The sequence below is a fragment of the Delftia sp. WSY_22 genome (genome assembly GCF_043104185.1).
Classification (GTDB): domain Bacteria; phylum Pseudomonadota; class Gammaproteobacteria; order Burkholderiales; family Burkholderiaceae_C; genus Comamonas; species Comamonas tsuruhatensis.
Genome location: NZ_JBICKN010000057.1, coordinates 1 through 17,061, shown reverse-complemented (window position 1 = coordinate 17,061; position 17,061 = coordinate 1). Strand labels below are relative to the sequence as shown.

The window sequence follows — 17,061 nt, the reverse complement described above, 5'->3', positions numbered from 1 at the left end:
TCCTCGGTGGGATGGGTCTTCAAAGGGGATCTCTCAGGCCTTGATGGCGAAGCTGTCCGCGTACTTGCGCGGGTCCTTGCCGTCCCAGACCGTGCCGTCCATCAGCTTGCTGCTGCGCATCTCGCCCTTGGGCAGCGGGGCCTTGGCGGCGGTGGCGGCCTGCTGGTAGATGTCCAGGCGGTTGATGGAGCGGGCCACGCCCAGGTAGTCGGGGTGCTCCTTGAGCAGGCCCCAGCGCTTGTGCTGGGTGAGGAACCACATGCCGTCGGACAGGTAGGGGTAGCCCACGCTGCCGTCGCCGTAGAACTTCATGTGGTGGGGATCGTCCCAGGTCTTGCCCATGCCGTCCTGGTAGCGGCCCAGGATGCGCTGGTTGATGGCGTCCACGCCGGTGTTCACATAGGCCTTGCCGGCAATGGTGTCGGCCATGCGGGTCTTGTTGGCCAGGCTCTCGTCGATCCAGCGGCCGGCCTCGATGATGGCGGCCGTCACGGCGCGTGCCGTGTTGGGGTTCTGGCGGGCAAATTCGGCCGTGGTGCCCAGCACCTTCTCGGGATGGTCCTGCCAGATGGCCTGGGAGGTGGTGGCCGTGACGCCGATGCCGTCCATGATGGCGCGGTGGTTCCAGGGCTCGCCCACGCAAAAGCCGTCCATGTTGCCCACGCGCATGTTGGCCACCATCTGCGGCGGCGGCACGGTGATGACCTTGGCATCCTTGAGCGGGTGGATGCCGTTGGCCGCCAGCCAGTAGTACAGCCACATGGCATGCGTGCCCGTGGGAAAGGTCTGGGCAAAGGTGTATTCGCGCTTTTCGCTGGCCATCAGCTTGGCCAGGCCTGCGCCGTTGACGGCGCCCTTGTCGGCCAGTTTCTTGGACAGCGTGATGGCCTGGCCGTTGTGGTTGAGCGTCATCAGCACGGCCATGTCCTTCCGGGCGCCGCCCACGCCCAGGTGCATGCCGTAGACCAGGCCGTACAGCACATGGGCAAAGTCCAGTTCGCCATTGGCCAGCTTGTCGCGCACGCTGGCCCAGCTCGCTTCCTTGGAGGGAATGATCCTGACACCGTACTTCTGGTCGATCCCCAGCACCGAGGCCATGACCACGCTGGCGCAATCGGTCAGCGGAATGAAGCCGATGCGCACTTCCTTTTTCTCGGGCGCATCCGAGCCGGCCGCCCAGGCGCCGTGGTGGCCCAGCTGGGTGTAGAGCGCCGCGCCGCCTGCCAGCGTGCCGGCCTGGCGCAGAAAATCGCGCCGGGGCAGTGCCGGGCCGGAGGTGAGAGGGCCTGTGGTGGGCTGGGGCGTGGACGCCATGGCGGAACTCCTTCGATCGTCGGGAATGGAACACTTGCAAACCGGCATGTCCCAAGCAAAACGGCGTCCTCTCCGGCCGCGCTGCGCGGGGAGAGTGACGCCGTTGTCCTGGGGCCCTGAATCAAGACCGGGTTCCCGGCCGCCTTTGGCCGGGATTTGCCAGAGTCAATGCAGAAACCGTGCCAGGCGGCGTTCAAGGGGGACCATGCACTCCACCTGCCTTGCCGTCCGCGCCGGGCCACCTTCTGGTGCGCGACTTGCCGCAGCACTGCACCAAGTCGGTGCTGCGCTGCAACATGGCGCGCAGCGGCCCGGGTTCATGGGGCGGGCGGCAGCAGATCGGCCATGGAAAGCACGGCCTGCGCCACTTCGGCCAGGCGGCGGTTCTGGTTCATGGCGGTCTGGCGCAGCAGCTTGTGGGCCTCGCCTTCGCTGAGCTGGCGCCGTGTCATCAACAGGCCCTTGGCGCGCTCCAGCAGCTTGCGTTCCGTCAGCGTGGCGCGCACGGTCTCCAGCTCGGCCTGCATGGCCTGCAGCCGCTGGGACTGGTCCTGCACCAGGTCCATCACGGATCGGTCCAGCTGCGGGCCCAGACGCGCGGCCGGGGGCTGCAGCCCGCCCAGCGCCAGCGTGGCGGAGACGGGCGTGATCTCCATTGCCTGCGGCGCCTGCAGCAGCGTCTGCAGGGCGGCGCGCGCATCGACAATGCAGCGCTGGCACTGCTGCTGCAGCTCGGCCGTCAGGCGGGCCTCGACGGTGTGCAGCGCATCCATGCGCCGCGAGCAGCTGTCGAACCAGGGCTCGGCCATCTCCGGCGCCAGGGGAGTGCCCGGCGCGGCCGTGCAGCCCACGCGGCGCAGGCGTTCGATCACGGCCAGCGTGGCGTCGGCCGCGCTGCTTTCTTGCCACAGGGCCAGGGAATGGGGCGGCGCGAACTCCGCAAAGACCTGAAAGCAGCGCTCCTGCGAGGCGATCAGGTGCAGCCAGTGCTGCTGGCGCGGCGCATCGCTGACGCCCGCACCAAAGGCGGCCACGCCCGTGGCACGCTCCTGGCCCGCGAATTCCTTGCCCTGCATGAAGTTGAACAAGGCCACCAGCAGGCGCGAGATGCCGGGCTCGGGCGCGCTGTCGGCCGCCTCGAACACCACGGCCAGCAGGCCTGCCACCAGCTCGATGTAGATGGCGGTGGCCGCCTCCGGCGACAGGTCGTGGCTGGCGACGCGCTCGCGCAGCGCAGGCAGGGCGTCCAGGCACTGCAGCACATGGGCGATGCGGCTGAACAGTCGCGCGCCATGGCCGGGGTGCCCCGTGGAGTCTGTTTGGCCGGGCTGCATGTCCAGCCGGTCGAAGCCGTCAAGCGCCGCCGCGGCAATCCGGTCGCACTCGGCCATCTGCGCCAGCCGTGCCTCGCCGCCATGCGCGCCCGCGCTGGCCAGAAAGACGTTGGACAGGCCGCGCTCCTTTTGCAGCGCATGGATGAGGCGGCTGAGCAGATCCACCAGTGCGCTGGTGCGCTGCAGTTGCTCCAGCTCGCCGATTTCGCACTGGCGCGCGGCCACAAGAAAGTTGAGAGCGGTTTTCATGGGGGACGGGTCCTGTCTGCCTGCGTTGATGCAATTCCCATGCCGGGCCTGCCGTGGCGCAAAAGGAGAAGTAGAAGCAAGGCGCAGGGTTTGATAGAATTTTTCTAACGTTTTGAAATCGTCGATACAAATTTGGACGCGCGAATGTGTCGAGTATTTGCCGGGCGCCCTGCAGGAAAAGCCCGGCTTTCCGGCACACACGACAACCATGGCATAGCCATCCACAAGATCGGGCTGCGCAATGCGGCAGCGAGGCTGAATCAGCATGAGCTTGCAATATCACGAGAAGATCGGATGTCCCCCGTGCGCTGGCGGTTCATGACCCAGGCGGTGTTGCGGCGGACTGCTGTGCGCCGGCGTGGCCCGTCCCTGGCTGCGCTGCTGCTGGGCCTGGCGCAGTGCCGGGCACTGGCGGGGGGCGAGCTCCTGGCCGCGTCGGCGCCATCCGATGGCCAGGGAAGCTGGGCCGCGGGGTGGAGCGCTTTCGGCCTGTGGGGCGCCATTCCCGTTCTGATATTCCTGCTGGTTTCGCTGGTGGTCCATGTGCGCCTGCGCGAGAAGGCTCAGCGCCTGACGCAATCGCTGCAGCAGACCAATGAAAAGCTGCTGCGCGCCAATGTGAAGCTCAAGCGCATCGCCTTCAGGGACCCGCTGACCGGCACGGCCAACCGTGCGCTGCTCGAGTACCGGCTTGGCCGGGCGATTGCGCGCGCCGACAGCTCGGTGGAGCAGCCAGGGCCCGGCGGACCGGTGCGCGTGGGCCTGCTGTACATCGATCTGGACGGATCCAAGCCCATCAACGACGTGGAGGGCCATGCCGCAGGTGACGCGCTGCTGTGCCAGGTGGCCGTGCGCCTGAACCGTATGACGCGCAAGTCGGACACGCTGGCGCGCGTGGGGGGCGATGAGTTCGTGCTGCTGCTGGGCTGCCTGGCATCGGAGGACGATGCCGTGGCCATGGCCGGCCGGGTGCAGAAGGTTTTGGGCCAGCCCTTCGATCTGCCGGGAAAGTCCATCTCCATCGGCAGCTCCGTCGGCGTGGCCATCTATCCCGATCATGGCCAGAAGGAAAAGCTCATGGCGGCGGCCGACCTCGCCATGTACACGGCCAAGCGCGCCGGCGGGAATTCCTGCGCCATCTTCAAGGAAAGCATGCGCAAGGATGTGGCCGTGCAGTTCGACCTGCAGCAAGCCCTGCGCCGCGCCGTGGCAAGCCAGCAGCTGGTGCTGTTCTACCAGCCCAAGATCGATGCCCGCACGGGCCGCATCCGCAGCGTGGAGGCGCTGGTTCGATGGAACCATCCCCGATTCGGCCTCATCAGCCCCCGCGTGTTCATTCCGCTGGCCGAGCGCTTCGGCCTGATCAGCGAGATCGGCGACTGGGTCATCGACGAGGCCTGCCGCCAGACTGCCCAGTGGACGCGCCAGCGGCGCTTCATGCGCGTCTCCATCAATATCTCGGGCTATCAGCTCTTTCAGACGCGGCTGGCCCAGTACATCGGCGAAGCGATCGAGCGGCACCGCATTCGGCCCGAGCAGCTGGTCTTCGAGATCACCGAGTCCGTGGCCATGGAGGACGACAAGACCACCATGGCCGTGATTGCCGAGTTGACGGGCATGGGCGTGCAGATTTCCATCGACGACTTCGGCACCGGCTACTCCAGCCTTGCCCTGCTGCGCCAGCTGGGCGCCGACGAGGTCAAGATCGACCGCAGCTTCGTGCGGGACGTGGCCATCAAGAGCGACGCGCGGGCCGTGGTCGATGCCATCGTGCGCCTGGCCCATGCGCTGGAGCTGCGCGTGGTGGCCGAAGGCGTGACCGACCAGCAGCAGCGCGAAGTGCTTCAGACGCTGGGCTGCGACGAGCTGCAGGGCTTTTACTTCGCTCGCCCCATGAACGCCCAGGCGCTGATCGCCAGCGAAATCTGGACCTCCGACGGCATCGAGCCCGTGCAGTTCTCGCGCTCGTCATACCTGGACAACCTGTAGCGGCCCGCCGGCCCCGCAACTGCCCGCCGGCCAGGGGCCATTGACGCGGGCGGCCGTGCGCCGCGCCCGCAGGTTCTACACTTCAGTCCCATGAGTTTGCTGATTCTGGGGATCGAATCCTCCTGCGATGAAACCGGCGTGGCCCTGGTCGAGGCCCCCGATGGCACGGGCGTGCCCAGGCTGCTGTCCCATGCGCTGCACAGCCAGATCGACATGCACCGCGCCTATGGCGGCGTGGTGCCGGAGCTGGCCAGCCGCGACCACATCCGCCGCGTGCTGCCGCTGACCGAAAGCGTGCTGGGCGAGTCCGGCCGCACGCTGGACCAGGTCGATGTGATCGCCTTCACGCGCGGCCCCGGCCTGGCCGGCGCGCTGCTGGTGGGCGCGGGCGTGGCCTGCGCCATGGCTGCGGCGCTGGACAAGCCCGTGCTGGGCGTGCACCACCTGGAAGGCCACCTGCTGTCGCCCTTCCTGAGCGCCGATCCCCCCGAATTCCCCTTCGTGGCCCTGCTGGTCTCGGGCGGCCACACGCAGCTGATGCGCGTGGACGGCGTGGGCAGCTACGCCATCCTGGGCGAGACCATCGACGACGCGGCCGGCGAGGCCTTCGACAAATCGGCCAAGCTCATGGGCCTGCCCTATCCGGGCGGCCCCGTGCTCTCGCGCCTGGCCGAGGGCGGGGACGCGCAGGCCTTCAAGCTGCCCCGGCCGCTGCTGCATTCGGGCGACCTGGACTTCTCGTTCGCCGGCCTGAAGACGGCCGTGCTGACCCAGGCGAAGAAGCTGGGCGATGACCTTGAGGCGCGCAAGGCCGACCTGGCCGCCAGCACGCAGGCGGCCATCGTCGAGGTGCTGGTCAAGAAGACGCTGGCGGCGCTGCAGCAGACCGGCATGAAGCGCGTGGTCGTGGCCGGCGGCGTGGGCGCCAACCGTCTGCTGCGCGCCCAGCTGGATGCGGCCTGTGCCAAGCGCAAGCTGCGCGTGCACTACCCCGAGCTGCACCTGTGCACCGACAACGGCGCCATGATCGCCATGGCCGCCGCCATGCGCCTGCAGGCAGGCCGCGAAATGGCGAACAGGCACTACGCGTTCGACGTCAAGCCGCGCTGGCCGCTCGATTCGCTGGCCTGATGGTCCGGGGCCGCGTGCCCGGCCTGCACGGCGGGCGCAAAAAAAGCCCGGCGCGGGCCGGGCTCTGGAAACGGGCTGTCACCTTGCCAAGAGGATGGAAGAAAGGATGGTTGACAGCCCGGGTGCACAAACGCGCTGGCCGTGACCGGACTTACTGGATGCTCAGCATGGTGGCCTTGCTCTGGGGTTCCAGGCGGGCCAGGGACAGCGTGAGCACGCCGTTTTCCAGCTTGGCGCTGCTGGCGGCCGTGTCGATTTCATGGTCCAGCTCCCAGGCACGCTGCACCTGGCGGGGCGCGCCCTCGACGCTGGACAGACGGACCACGGCGCCTTCGATGCTCAGCTGCAGCTGCTCGCGGGACAGGCCGGGCACATCCAGCTGCAAGGTCGTGGCCTTTTCATCGCGCTGAACCTGCACCGACGAGAGCGAAGGGGCCGCGTTGCCCAGGGTGCCTTGCAAGAAGCGCTGCAGGGCCAGATCGGCGGCTTGGGGAGCGAAGGCGTTGCGGCGGAGAACAGGCGTGAAGATCATGGTGGGTTGGCTCCTATAAACTGCGCGGCTTCATCGAAGTTGTCGCCGCATGGAGCCTAGTTAAGCGGTGTTGAACGCATTTCAAGAGGAAAAAGCCATGAATAAATTGCGCCGCAAGGTCTTGAAAAGCGGCGCCATGGCGCTATTTGCGGCGCCCGCGCTGCTGGCCCGTGCGTCAAGCGGACACGACCGGCCCGTGTCGCCGCCGCGCGGCGAGCCGATACGGCTGGCGCTGATCGAAAGCCTGTCCGGCCCCTTTGCCAACACGGGCGAGGCCGTGTTCCGCAACCTGCTGTGGGCCGCCGAGCGCGTGAACGCGCGCGGCGGTGTGCTGATGCCGGCCGCGCAGGGCGGCGCCCGGCCCTTGGCCATCGAACGCCATGACAGCAAGGGCCAGAACGAGGAGGCGCTGTCCGCGCTGCGCGCAGCCATCGACGGCGGTGCGCGCGTGGTCATGCAGGGCAATTCTTCGGCCGTGGCCGCCGTGCTGGTCGATGCCATTGCCAAGCACAACGAGCGCGATCCGGCCCGGCGCGTGCTGTACCTGAACTACTCGGCCGTCGATCCTGCGCTCACCAACGAGCGCTGCAGCTTCTGGCACTTTCGCTTCGACGCCCATGCCGACATGCGCATGGCCGCGCTGATGCAGGTGCTGCGCGAGGACGGGGCCGTGCGCAGCGCCTACCTGATCGGGCAGGACTACAGCTTTGGCCAGGCCGTGCTGCGCGAGGCACGGCGCCAGCTGGCCGCGCAGCGGCCCGATGTGGCCATCGTGGGCGACGAGCTGCACCCCGTGGGCCGCGTCAAGGACTTTGCGCCCTATGCCGCCAAGATCAAGGCCAGCGGCGCCCAGGCCGTGATCACGGGCAACTGGGGCAACGATCTGATGCTGCTGGTCAAGGCCGCGCGGGAGGCGGGTTTTGACGGCCGCTTCTACACCTTCTACGGCAATGCGCTGGGCGCGCCAGCCGCCCTGGGCGAGGCCGGCGTGGGCAAGGTGCTGGCCGTTGCCGACTGGCTGCCCAACGTGCCGGGGCCCGACAGCCAGGCCTTCTACAAGGCATTCCGCGAGCGCTTTCCCAGGCCGGCCGATGACTATGTGCACATGCGCATGCAGCTGATGATCGAGGCCCTGGCCCAGTCCATGGCGCGCGCGGGCAGCACGGACACCGTTGCCGTGGCGCAGGCGCTGGAAAGCGCGGACGTGACCCTGGCCGGACGCAGGGGCCGCATGCGCGCGGCCGACCACCAGTTCCAGCAGGCGCTAGTGGTCGGCGTCATGGACAGGCAGGGCGCGCCCGGCGTGCCCTTCGATGTGGAAGGCTCGGGCTACGGCTTCCGCGTGGTGCGAGAGATCGAGGCCGCGCGTGCCGAGCAGCCCGCGATGTGCCGCATGCGCCGGCCCTGACCGCCTCGACGGTTTGGATGGCCTGGATCAGCGGCCCATGGCTGCCGCGACTTCCTGGCCCAGCTCGATCACGGACAGCGCGTAGTAGCTGGACCAGTTGTAGCGCGTGATGGCATAGAAGTTCTCCGTGCCCGCGATGTACAGCGGCTGGCCCTGCGCGCCGTTTTCCAGCTTGACCAGGGCCAGCGGCCCCGGGTGCGCGGCGCCGTCGCCTGGCAACTGCACGCCGCGTGCGGCCATCTCGTCGGCCGTGAACTGGGGAAGGATGTCGGGCGCCAGCAGGGCGGCCAGGTCGGCGCCCTGGGCCTGCATGATCACCGGGTAGTGGGTGGGCATGCCGCTTTTCCAGCCATGCGCGACAAAGTAGTTGGCCACCGAGCCGATGGCATCGGCCGCGCTGCCGAACAGGTCGATGCGGTCGTCGCCGTCAAAGTCCACGGCCCACTTCACCCAGCTGCTGGGCATGAACTGGCCCATGCCCATGGCGCCTGCGTAGCTGCCGCGCAGCGAGAACGGGTCCGTTGCGGCGCGGTGCGTGAAGCGCAGGAACTGCTCCAGCTCGCCGCGGAAGTACTCGGTGCGTGCCTGCGCGCGGGGGTGGGCTGCGGGGAAGTCGAAGCTCAGCGTGGCCAGGGCGTCGATCACGCGGAAATTGCCCATCTGCTGGCCGTAGATGGTCTCCACGCCGATGATGCCGACGATGATTTCGGCCGGCACGCCGTACTGCTTTTCGGCACGCGCCAGCGCGGCGGCATTGGCCTGCCAGAAACGGGTTCCGGCGCGTATGCGCACGGGCTCGACAAAGCGGCTGCGGTAGACGCCCCAGTTCTTGGCCGTGCCCTGGGCAGCCGGCGTCATCAGGCGGGGAACCTGGGGCAGAAAGCGCGCCTGGGCGATGGTGTCGCGCACCCAGTCCACCGGCAGGTCGTGGCGCATCGCAATGTCGGCGGCCATCTGCATGGCATCAGGCCGTTCGCCGTAGGGCGTGCTGCCCTGCACGGTCCTGGCCACGGCGGCGCCGCCAGCGGCCGTGGCGGCGGCAGCAGCGGCCGTGCGCTTTTTCGTGGAAGGTTTGGCCGTGGACTTGGTCGTGGTTTTAGCCGAGGTTTTGGCCGTGGCTTGGGCGGCAGGGCTGGCTGCCGGCTTGCCGGCCAGCGCGCCGCAGGGCACGGCCGCGGCCGCGAGCAGCAGCAGGGCGCAGGGGATCAGTCGTTGCTTGGTCATGGTGTGCTTGTCGTGGGGCCGGCAGCGGCGGCTTGTGGCCGTGGCTGCGGAGTGCGTGGCCAGTCCAGCGCCCGCCATTGGCGTCGCAGGGCGGGCAGGCCGGGGGTGTCGGGTGCGGATGAGGATGGGGATGGCCGTGCGTAGCGCTGGCGCTCCATGCCCAGGAGCCAGTCGTGAAGGGCCTGGGCCGCCTTGGCATCGTCCCGGCCCCAGCGGTCCATGATCTGGGCTGCCAGCGCACGTGGGGGCAGGCTGGCGTCGGCGTCCAGGCCGATGCGCCGCAGCCGGGCGCGGGTCCTGTCCATGAGGCGCAGCCATTCGTCGCGACTGGTGCGCTGGGCGCGGGCCATCCAGGCCAGCCAGGCCAGCGCGGCCACGCCGGCCAGCGCGCCCAGCAGGCGCAGCATGTCCACCCACGAGGGCGATTGCACGCCCAGGTTCTTGAGCAGGTCCAGCTGGCGGCTTTGCGTGTAGTTCAGCACCCACTGGTTCCAGCCGTTGTTGACGGCCTCCCACACGGCGCGCATCTGCTGCAGCATGCCCACGCCCACGAAGTTGCCCATGGCTCCGGCGATGGCGCCCTGCGGCGCGCGCAGGCGCTGGAACTCGCCCACGCGCGACGGGGCCACGGCGCCGGTGGGGTCGATGCGAACCCAGCCCTCATCCTCCAGCCACACCTCGGTCCAGGCATGGGCGTCGGCGTTGCGCACGGTCCAGTAGCCGTCGACCGGGTTGCGCTCGCCACCCTGGTAGCCGGTGACGATGCGGGCAGGCACGCCCATGCCGCGCATCAGCACGGCGAAGGCGGAGGCGATGTGCTCGCAGAATCCCTCTTTGCTGTCGAACCAGAAGTCATCGGCCGTGTGCACGCTGTCCACCACGCCGGGCTCCAGCGTGTAGGTGTAGCCGCCCGTGCGCAGGCGCGCCAGCGCGGCCTGTACCCAGGCGCGGGGCTGGGCGTCGGCCAGTTGCGGGTCGGCGCGCATCTGCCGGGCCAGCTCCAGCGTGCGCGGGTTGCTGCCTTCGGGCAGCTGGGTGTAGCGGCGCAGGGCGCGCGTGGGCTTGAGCGGGCCGTAGCTGAACTGCACATGGCTTTGGGCGCTGATGCGCACCACGTCGGTGATGGGGCGCCAGGTCAGCCATTGCAGCTGCGGCGTCATGCGGGCGCTGCCCATGCCCGGGGGGAGCTCGGGAGCTCTGGCCGCGGCGTCCAGCAGGGGCAGCCAGGGGCGGCGGCTGGGCTCGATGGTCATCTGGTAGCTCACGCCCTCGCCGGAGACGCGCAACTGCGCGTCCTCCAGTACGGCCTCCGTGTCCATCTGCCATTCCTGCCCGTCAAAGCGCGACAGAACGGGCCCCCGGAAATACAGGGTGTTGGCAGGCGGAGGAGCACCATCGGGCGTATCGAAGCGCAGGCGCAGGGCCACGTTTTCGTCCAGCACCAGCGAAGCCATGGAGCCCACGCGCATGTTTTCCGACAGGCCGCTGCGGCCGGCCAGGTCGTTGCTGGGCACACCCCACAGCGGCGCCATGCGCGGGAAGAACAGGAACAGCGCCACCATCACCGGCGTACCCCACAGCGCCAGCAGGGCTGCCGTGCGCAGCGCCTGTGTCAGCGGCGGGCGGCCGGCGGTCATGTGGGCATTGACCAGGGCCGTGAGCAGGCCCAGCAGGCCCAGCACCATGGCCAGGGCCAGCAGCAGGGACTGCGAGTAGAAGAAGTTGGCCAGCAGTGCGAAGAAGCCCAGGAAGAACACCACCATGGCATCGCGCCGGGCGCGCAGCTCCAGCGTCTTGAGCGCCAGCAGCAGCACGATCAGGGTCACGCCCGCATCGCGCCCGATAAAGGTGCCGTGCGAGACCCAGGTGGCGCCCACGGCCAGCAGCAGCAGTCCGCCCAGCAGCCAGCGGCCGGGCAGGGGCTGGCCGCGCCAGGCCAGCAGGGCGCGCCACAGCAGCAGGCCGGCCACGAAGACCATGGTCCACCAGGGCGTGTGGGCGGCCTGGGGCATCAGCACCCAGGCCACCACGGCCAGCAGGAACAGGGTGTCGCGCGCATCGCGCGGCAGGGCGGCCAGGCGCTGGCGCCAAGTGGCCGCGGGCTGCGCAATGGCTTGGAAGGAGGAGGGCATGGACGTGCGATTCATGGGCAGGCCGCCAGGGCTTCCAGGCAGAGCGTGGCGTGGGCCGCGCCCTGGTCGGGGGCGATCTCGCGGCCGTCGGGCAGGCGCAGGCCCCAGGTCAGGTCCTGCTGGCGCGCGGCCAGCACCCAGGCGGTCAGGCGGCTGAGGCGGGCCTCGGGGTCGGCCAGGCCGGTGGCCTTGGCATCCAGCCACAGGCGGTGCTGCTGGGACAGCGGGCGGTCGCGGCTCACCAGCTGGTTGCTGCCCGTGGCAAAGGCCTGTGCAGCCTTTTTCCAGACCACCAGCTTGAGCGGATCGCCGCGACGGTAGGCCCGCACACCGTCGAACTCGTCGCCGTGCCGCGTGGCGGCCGCGCTGCGGCCGCCAGCATCGGCGCTGGCCGGTGGCAGGGGTGGCGGATTGTGCTCGGGCGCCGGGTAGATCCAGGCCTGCGTCTGTGCGCGCCACAGCGCCCAGACGCGGAAGGTGCCCAGCGGATAGCGGGTGGCCGCCGTGATCGTGGGCAGCGGCTGCCGTCCCCGGCGCAGCGGCGTGAAGGCCAGCTGTGCCGTGGTGCTGCCCTGTGCCGGTACATCGATCCAGGTCCAGTCGTTGGCCGGGGCATCGCCCTGCACGGCCAGGCCTATGCCCCAGCGCGTGCTGCGGCGGCTGTTGTGCAGCACCACGTCGAAGCGGCAGGGCTGGCCGGCAAAGCTGCCGGCCGGCGGCACCAGGTGCATTGCCAGGCCGCGCAGGTTGCCGTGGCCGACCACCATGCCCGCAGCCGCGCTTCCGGCCAGCAAAAAGGTCAGCAGGTAGCCCAGGTTGAGCTGGTAGTTGATGGCCGCCACCAGCAGCACGCACAGCGTCAGCGCCAGGGCCCAGCCTGCGCGCGAGGGCATGATGTAGACATTGCGCTGGGTCAGCCTGAGGCTGTCGGTGCGCGGCAGGCGGGCATGCCACCACTGGCGCACGCGCCGCGCAGGAGACCAGCGCTGGCGCAGCGATGCCCCCGGCTGGGCGGCGCCGGGCGAGGACGCGGGAGCGGCCGGCATCAGCGCAGCGCCACGGCGTCCAGCATGGCGCGCACCTGCTCCACGGCACCCCGGCCGCTGGAGCCTATGGGCACCAGGCGGTGGGCCGCCGTCTGCGGCAGGATGGCCTGCACATCGTCGGGCGCCACGTAGTCACGCCCCTCCATCAGGGCCACCGCCCTGGCCGCGCGCAGCAGCGCAATGCCCGCGCGAGGTGACAGGCCCTGCACGAACCACTGGCCCGAGCGCGTCGCCTCCAGCAGGTCCTGCACATAGTCGAGCAAGGCATCGCTGGCATGGACCTGCAGCACGGCGGCCTGCAACTGCTGCAGCTCGTCCGTGGCCAGCAGCGGGAGCAGTGCATCGGCCTGGGCGCGCCGGCCATTGCCGGACAGCAGGGAGCGCTCGGCCGCGCGGTCGGGATAGCCCAGGCTGATGCGCATCAGAAAGCGGTCCAGCTGGCTTTCGGGCAGCGGGAAGGTGCCCAACTGTTCCTGCGGGTTCTGCGTGGCGATCACGAAGAAGGGCTCGGGCAGGCGGTGCGTGCGGCCTTCGGACGAGACCTGGCGCTCTTCCATGGCTTCGAGCAGGGCGCTCTGTGTCTTGGGGCTGGCGCGGTTGATCTCGTCGGCCAGCAGTACCTGGGCGAAAACGGGACCTGGATGGAAGACGAAGGACTCGCTGCTGCGCTCATAGATGGACACGCCGGTGAGGTCGCTGGGCATGAGGTCGGCCGTGAACTGCACGCGCGAGAACTGCAGCCCGAAGCTGTGCGCCAGCGCATGGGCCAGCGTGGTCTTGCCCACGCCGGGAACGTCTTCCAGCAGCAGGTGTCCCCCGGCCAGCAGGCAGGCCACGCTGTCGCGGACCTGAGCCGGCTTCCCTACAACCACCGTGTTAAGCTGATCCAGAAGCGCCTTGATCTTGTGTGTAGCTTGCATGGCGCGACGTTATCCTAAAAAAAACATCGCGGAGACATCACTGTGGGCAAGACGGGTTATTTCACCCATAGGGAGTGCTGGCGGCATGAGATGGGGCCGGGGCACCCAGAGTGCCCGGCCCGGCTGGACGCCATCGAGGACCGGCTGCTGGTGACCGGCGTGGCCGATGCGCTGGAGCGGCACGAGGCCCCCCAGGCCTCGCTGGCCGACATCGAACTGGCCCATGACCGCATGCATGTGGCCGCGCTGCAGGGCCTGACCCAGCGCCTCATCGAGGAGCAGCAGGCCGGCGGCCCCGAGTACTCCCAGATCGACACCGACACCTCCATCAACAGCCACACCTTCTCGGCCGCGCTGCATGCGGCCGGTGCCGCGCTGGCGGCCACCGATGCGGTGATGGCCGGCGAGCTGGAGAACGCCTTTTGCGCCGTGCGCCCTCCCGGCCACCATGCCACGCGCCACCAGGCCATGGGCTTTTGCTTCTTCAACAACGTGGCCGTGGGCGTGAAGTACGCGCTCAGCCGCCACCACCTCAAGCGCGTGGCCGTGATCGATTTCGACGTGCACCACGGCAATGGAACGGAGGACATCCTCTCCGGCGACGACCGCGTGCTCATGTGCGGCATCTTCCAGCACCCCTTCTATCCCTTCAGCGGCGACCAGCACCCGGCCGCCAACATGGTCAACGTGCCGGTGGCCGCCTATACCAAGGGCATGGACATCCGCGAGATCGTCGAGATGATGTGGATCCCGCGACTGGAGGCCTTCAAACCCGAGCTGATCTTCATCAGCGCCGGCTTCGACGCCCACCGCGAGGACGACATGGGCCAGCTGGGCATGACCGAGCAGGACTTCACCTGGATCACCTCGCGCATCAAGGACATTGCGCGGCGCTTCTCCAAGGGGCGCATCGTCTCCTGCCTGGAAGGCGGCTACGTGATGGGGCCGCTTGCGCGCAGCGTGGAAGCGCACGTGCGCGTGCTGGCCGACCTCTGAACCCGATCTGGAGCACCATGAACGCGAGCACCCATCCTTCTGAAGCCAGCCCCCTGCTCGACGTGCAGCGCGACGCGCGCGGCGTCGTGCGGCTCACGCTCAACGATCCGCAGCGCTTCAATGCCCTGGGCGAGCAGATGCTCACGCAGCTGCAGCAGGCGCTGGACGATGTGGCGCGTGACGAGTCGGTGCGCGTGGTCGTGCTGGCTGCAGCCGGCAAGGCCTTTTGCGCCGGACACAATCTCAAGGACATGGCGGCCCATCCGCAGCTGGACTACTACCAGAAGCTGTTCGCGCAGTGCAGCCGCATGATGCTGTCCATCCACCGGCTGCCCGTGCCCGTGATCGCGCGCGTGCACGGCATTGCCACGGCCGCGGGCTGCCAGCTCGTGGCCCAGTGCGATCTGGCCGTTGCTGCGCAGGCGGCACGCTTTGCCACCAGTGGCATCCACTATGGCCTGTTCTGTGCCACGCCCAGCGTGCCCTTGGTGCGCAATGTGCCGGCCAAGCAGGCCATGGAGATGCTGCTCACGGGTGACTTCATCGACGCGCAGCAGGCGCTGGACCAGGGCCTGGTCAACCGCGTGGTGGCCGAGCAGGCGCTGGACGATGCGGTGGAGCACTTCGTGCAGTCCATCGTCAGCAAGCCCCGCGCGGCCGTGGCCATGGGCAAGGCCCTGGTCTACCGCCAGCGCGAGATGGGCATCGAGGCCGCCTACCAGCTGGCCGGCCAGACCATGGCCGCCAACATGATGGATGCCGACGCCCAGGAGGGCGCCCAGGCCTTCGCCGCCAAGCGCGAACCGGCCTGGAAGACGGGCCGCTGACCGACCTGCATGTAGGCCCCGGTCCGGTTGGCCTGTCCTGGATCTGCGCGATGATGGCGGCCTGCGCCCTTGCGGCGGAACGGCCCTGATCCATGGATATCTTCGACAAGCTCATCAACGACTTCCAAAGCTCCAGCGCCTGGCTTGAGTTCTCCGTTCTCATCGGCTGCCTGCTGTTGGCCTATGGCGCCATGCGCGGCCTGCATGCGCGCTACGGCCATCTCAACGATGGCAAGCCCTCCGTATGGATTGGCCGCCATGCGCTCGATGGCGCACTGTTCCCGCTGCTGGCGCTGGTGCTGGTCTTCACCAGCCAGGAGATCCTGGCGCGGTTTTCCACGGTGTTCTGGTTGCGCGTGGCCGTGTCGCTGCTGGTGTCCCTGTCGGTGATCCGCTTCGTGGCGCGGGTGCTCAGCCGGACCTTCCCCCACTCCACCGTGGTGCGCCTGATCGAGCGCATTTTTTCCTGGCTGGCCTGGGGCGCGGCGGTGCTGCACAGCATCGGCCTGCTGCCGCAGGTCATGGAGGAGCTGGAGGCCCTGCAGTTCAACATCGGCAAGACGCCGGTCAGCCTGCTCAACCTGATCGAGGGCACGCTGTCGGCGGGGCTGATGATGGTGGCCGTGCTCTGGCTGTCCACGCTGTTCGAGCAGAAGGTCATCAACCAGTGGGTCAGCGACCTGTCCATGCGCAAGGTGGCCATGAACATCACGCGCAGCGTGCTGATCCTGGTGGGCCTGCTGGTCTCGCTGTCCATGGTGGGCGTGGACCTGACGGCGCTGTCCGTCATGGGCGGCGCCATCGGCGTGGGCCTGGGTTTCGGCATGCAGAAGATCGCCTCCAACTACGTCAGCGGCTTTCTGGTGCTGATCGAGCGTGCGCTGCGCATCGGCGACAACGTGCGCGTGGACGGCTTCGAGGGCCGCATCACTGATATCCGCACGCGCTACACCATCATCCGCGCGCTCAACGGCCGCGAATCCATCGTGCCCAACGAGACGCTGATCACCCAGCGTGTGGAGAACCTCACCGGATTCGACGTCAAGTTCGGCCTGTCCACCAACATCGTCGTGGGCATGGACAGCGATGTGGAGCAGGTGCGCGGCATCCTGCTCGAAGCCGCAGCCGCGCAGCCGCGCGTGCTCAAGACGCCCGCGCCTTCGGTGGCACTGGTTGACTTCGTCGAGCAGGGTCTGCAGTTCAGTCTCAGCTACTACATCAACGACCCGCAAAATGGCCAGGGCAATGTGCGCTCCGAGGTGAACCTCGCCGTGCTGCGCGGCCTGCGTGCGGCGGGCGTGAGCCTGCCAGTCCCCAAGCAGGTGGTGCAGATCACCGAACGCGGGGGCGTGGTGGCCCAGGCAGCAGAGAAAAGCAGCTAGGATTATTCCTAGGTGCATACCCTGAGTTCAGGCTGTTCCCCCGCAGGAAATCTCAAGGGTCGTGCTTAAAATGGCACGATCGTTCTTTTTTGTGAGCGCGCATGCGGCCCTCGGCCGTCAGGGAAACCTGCCTCAGCTGCTGCAGCGCCGCATACAATGATTTCGGTTTACGTAAACGTCAATCTATCAATCAATCAGGAGCCGCTGCAATGAAGGTTTTGGTCCCGGTCAAGCGCGTGGTGGACTACAACGTGAAGGTCCGCGTGAAGTCGGACGGCACGGGCGTGGACATCGCCAACGTCAAGATGAGCATGAACCCCTTTGACGAAATCGCCGTCGAAGAAGCCGTTCGCCTCAAGGAAAAGGGCGTGGTCACCGAAGTCATCGCCGTCTCCTGCGGCGTGGCCCAGTGCCAGGAAACCCTGCGCACGGCCATGGCCATCGGTGCCGACCGCGGCATCCTGGTGGAGACCACCGAGGAGCTGCAGCCCCTGGCCGTCGCCAAGCTGCTCAAGGCCCTGGTGGACAAGGAGCAGCCCGGCCTGATCATCCTGGGCAAGCAGGCCATCGACGACGA

The 17,061-nt window shown here is 68.4% G+C and carries 14 protein-coding genes; 7 read left to right on the top strand and 7 right to left on the bottom strand.

The features are described 5' to 3' along the window. Window positions 1-33: 33 nt before the first annotated feature. Both ACF8NF_RS24055 and ACF8NF_RS24050 read right to left on the bottom strand, forming a co-directional pair. The gene (locus ACF8NF_RS24055; protein WP_034367671.1) at window positions 34-1,314 is read right to left on the bottom strand and encodes a CmpA/NrtA family ABC transporter substrate-binding protein; all 1,281 of its coding nucleotides are present in this window, start codon (window positions 1,312-1,314) and stop codon (window positions 34-36) included. Between the two features lie 317 nt (window positions 1,315-1,631). Continuing rightward, window positions 1,632-2,897, bottom strand: a complete 1,266-nt coding sequence (locus ACF8NF_RS24050) for a nitrate regulatory protein (protein ID WP_017407366.1) — start codon at window positions 2,895-2,897, stop codon at window positions 1,632-1,634. 294 nt (window positions 2,898-3,191) lie between these two features. Here ACF8NF_RS24050 and ACF8NF_RS24045 point away from each other — a divergent pair, with 294 nt between their 5' ends. Further along, the gene (locus ACF8NF_RS24045) at window positions 3,192-4,886 is read left to right on the top strand and encodes a putative bifunctional diguanylate cyclase/phosphodiesterase (protein ID WP_392451391.1); all 1,695 of its coding nucleotides are present in this window, start codon (window positions 3,192-3,194) and stop codon (window positions 4,884-4,886) included. A gap of 90 nt (window positions 4,887-4,976) precedes the next feature. Continuing rightward, window positions 4,977-6,017: a tRNA (adenosine(37)-N6)-threonylcarbamoyltransferase complex transferase subunit TsaD gene (tsaD, locus tag ACF8NF_RS24040; RefSeq protein ID WP_016449712.1), complete on the top strand. Its 1,041-nt coding sequence runs from the start codon at window positions 4,977-4,979 to the stop codon at window positions 6,015-6,017. A gap of 151 nt (window positions 6,018-6,168) precedes the next feature. Here tsaD and ACF8NF_RS24035 read toward each other — a convergent pair whose 3' ends face one another. Continuing rightward, entirely contained in the window at window positions 6,169-6,549 is a 381-nt protein-coding gene (locus tag ACF8NF_RS24035; protein WP_016449711.1) for an Hsp20/alpha crystallin family protein, read from the bottom strand. Window positions 6,550-6,646: 97 nt separating this feature from the next. On the opposite strand from ACF8NF_RS24035, the gene ACF8NF_RS24030 reads away from it, so the two are divergent. After that, a complete protein-coding gene (locus ACF8NF_RS24030) occupies window positions 6,647-7,957 on the top strand; it encodes a branched-chain amino acid ABC transporter substrate-binding protein (protein WP_313283696.1) in 1,311 nt (436 codons plus the stop codon). 27 nt (window positions 7,958-7,984) lie between these two features. Here ACF8NF_RS24030 and mltB read toward each other — a convergent pair whose 3' ends face one another. Genes mltB through ACF8NF_RS24010 form a run of 4 tightly spaced genes read right to left on the bottom strand, consistent with a single transcriptional unit; the run spans window position 7,985 to window position 13,279 of the window. After that, a complete protein-coding gene (gene mltB, locus ACF8NF_RS24025) occupies window positions 7,985-9,181 on the bottom strand; it encodes a lytic murein transglycosylase B (RefSeq protein ID WP_392451390.1) in 1,197 nt (398 codons plus the stop codon). Further along, entirely contained in the window at window positions 9,178-11,328 is a 2,151-nt protein-coding gene (locus ACF8NF_RS24020; protein WP_392451389.1) for a transglutaminaseTgpA domain-containing protein, read from the bottom strand. The genes mltB and ACF8NF_RS24020 overlap by 4 nt, the downstream gene beginning before the upstream one ends. Beyond that, entirely contained in the window at window positions 11,325-12,359 is a 1,035-nt protein-coding gene (locus ACF8NF_RS24015) for a DUF58 domain-containing protein (protein ID WP_252652757.1), read from the bottom strand. Before ACF8NF_RS24015 ends, ACF8NF_RS24020 begins: the two co-directional genes overlap by 4 nt. Beyond that, the gene (locus tag ACF8NF_RS24010) at window positions 12,359-13,279 is read right to left on the bottom strand and encodes a MoxR family ATPase (protein WP_016449706.1); all 921 of its coding nucleotides are present in this window, start codon (window positions 13,277-13,279) and stop codon (window positions 12,359-12,361) included. The genes ACF8NF_RS24015 and ACF8NF_RS24010 overlap by 1 nt, the downstream gene beginning before the upstream one ends. Window positions 13,280-13,369: 90 nt before the next feature. Between ACF8NF_RS24010 and ACF8NF_RS24005 the strand changes: the two genes are divergently transcribed. The 4 genes from ACF8NF_RS24005 to ACF8NF_RS23990 form a co-directional block, all read left to right on the top strand. After that, window positions 13,370-14,275 (top strand): histone deacetylase family protein, encoded by a 906-nt coding sequence (locus tag ACF8NF_RS24005; protein WP_017406772.1) that lies wholly within the window; start codon window positions 13,370-13,372, stop codon window positions 14,273-14,275. Window positions 14,276-14,292: 17 nt separating this feature from the next. Beyond that, window positions 14,293-15,102: an enoyl-CoA hydratase gene (locus ACF8NF_RS24000; protein ID WP_046239650.1), complete on the top strand. Its 810-nt coding sequence runs from the start codon at window positions 14,293-14,295 to the stop codon at window positions 15,100-15,102. Window positions 15,103-15,194: 92 nt separating this feature from the next. After that, window positions 15,195-16,484, top strand: a complete 1,290-nt coding sequence (locus ACF8NF_RS23995) for a mechanosensitive ion channel family protein (protein ID WP_392451388.1) — start codon at window positions 15,195-15,197, stop codon at window positions 16,482-16,484. Window positions 16,485-16,693: 209 nt separating this feature from the next. Further along, window positions 16,694-17,061 (top strand): electron transfer flavoprotein subunit beta/FixA family protein (locus ACF8NF_RS23990; RefSeq protein ID WP_392451387.1); only part of this gene is annotated, 368 nt, incomplete at its 3' end.

Coding starts and splice junctions, on each gene's coding strand:
- ACF8NF_RS24055 (WP_034367671.1), bottom strand. CDS start 1,314: ATGGCGTCCACGCCCCAGCCCACCACAGGCCCTCTCACCTCCGGCCCG.
- ACF8NF_RS24050 (WP_017407366.1), bottom strand. CDS start 2,897: ATGAAAACCGCTCTCAACTTTCTTGTGGCCGCGCGCCAGTGCGAAATC.
- ACF8NF_RS24035 (WP_016449711.1), bottom strand. CDS start 6,549: ATGATCTTCACGCCTGTTCTCCGCCGCAACGCCTTCGCTCCCCAAGCC.
- ACF8NF_RS24010 (WP_016449706.1), bottom strand. CDS start 13,279: ATGCAAGCTACACACAAGATCAAGGCGCTTCTGGATCAGCTTAACACG.
- mltB (WP_392451390.1), bottom strand. CDS start 9,181: ATGACCAAGCAACGACTGATCCCCTGCGCCCTGCTGCTGCTCGCGGCC.
- ACF8NF_RS24015 (WP_252652757.1), bottom strand. CDS start 12,359: ATGCCGGCCGCTCCCGCGTCCTCGCCCGGCGCCGCCCAGCCGGGGGCA.
- ACF8NF_RS24045 (WP_392451391.1), top strand. CDS start 3,192: ATGTCCCCCGTGCGCTGGCGGTTCATGACCCAGGCGGTGTTGCGGCGG.
- tsaD (WP_016449712.1), top strand. CDS start 4,977: ATGAGTTTGCTGATTCTGGGGATCGAATCCTCCTGCGATGAAACCGGC.
- ACF8NF_RS24000 (WP_046239650.1), top strand. CDS start 14,293: ATGAACGCGAGCACCCATCCTTCTGAAGCCAGCCCCCTGCTCGACGTG.
- ACF8NF_RS24020 (WP_392451389.1), bottom strand. CDS start 11,328: ATGAATCGCACGTCCATGCCCTCCTCCTTCCAAGCCATTGCGCAGCCC.
- ACF8NF_RS24005 (WP_017406772.1), top strand. CDS start 13,370: ATGGGGCCGGGGCACCCAGAGTGCCCGGCCCGGCTGGACGCCATCGAG.
- ACF8NF_RS24030 (WP_313283696.1), top strand. CDS start 6,647: ATGAATAAATTGCGCCGCAAGGTCTTGAAAAGCGGCGCCATGGCGCTA.
- ACF8NF_RS23995 (WP_392451388.1), top strand. CDS start 15,195: ATGGATATCTTCGACAAGCTCATCAACGACTTCCAAAGCTCCAGCGCC.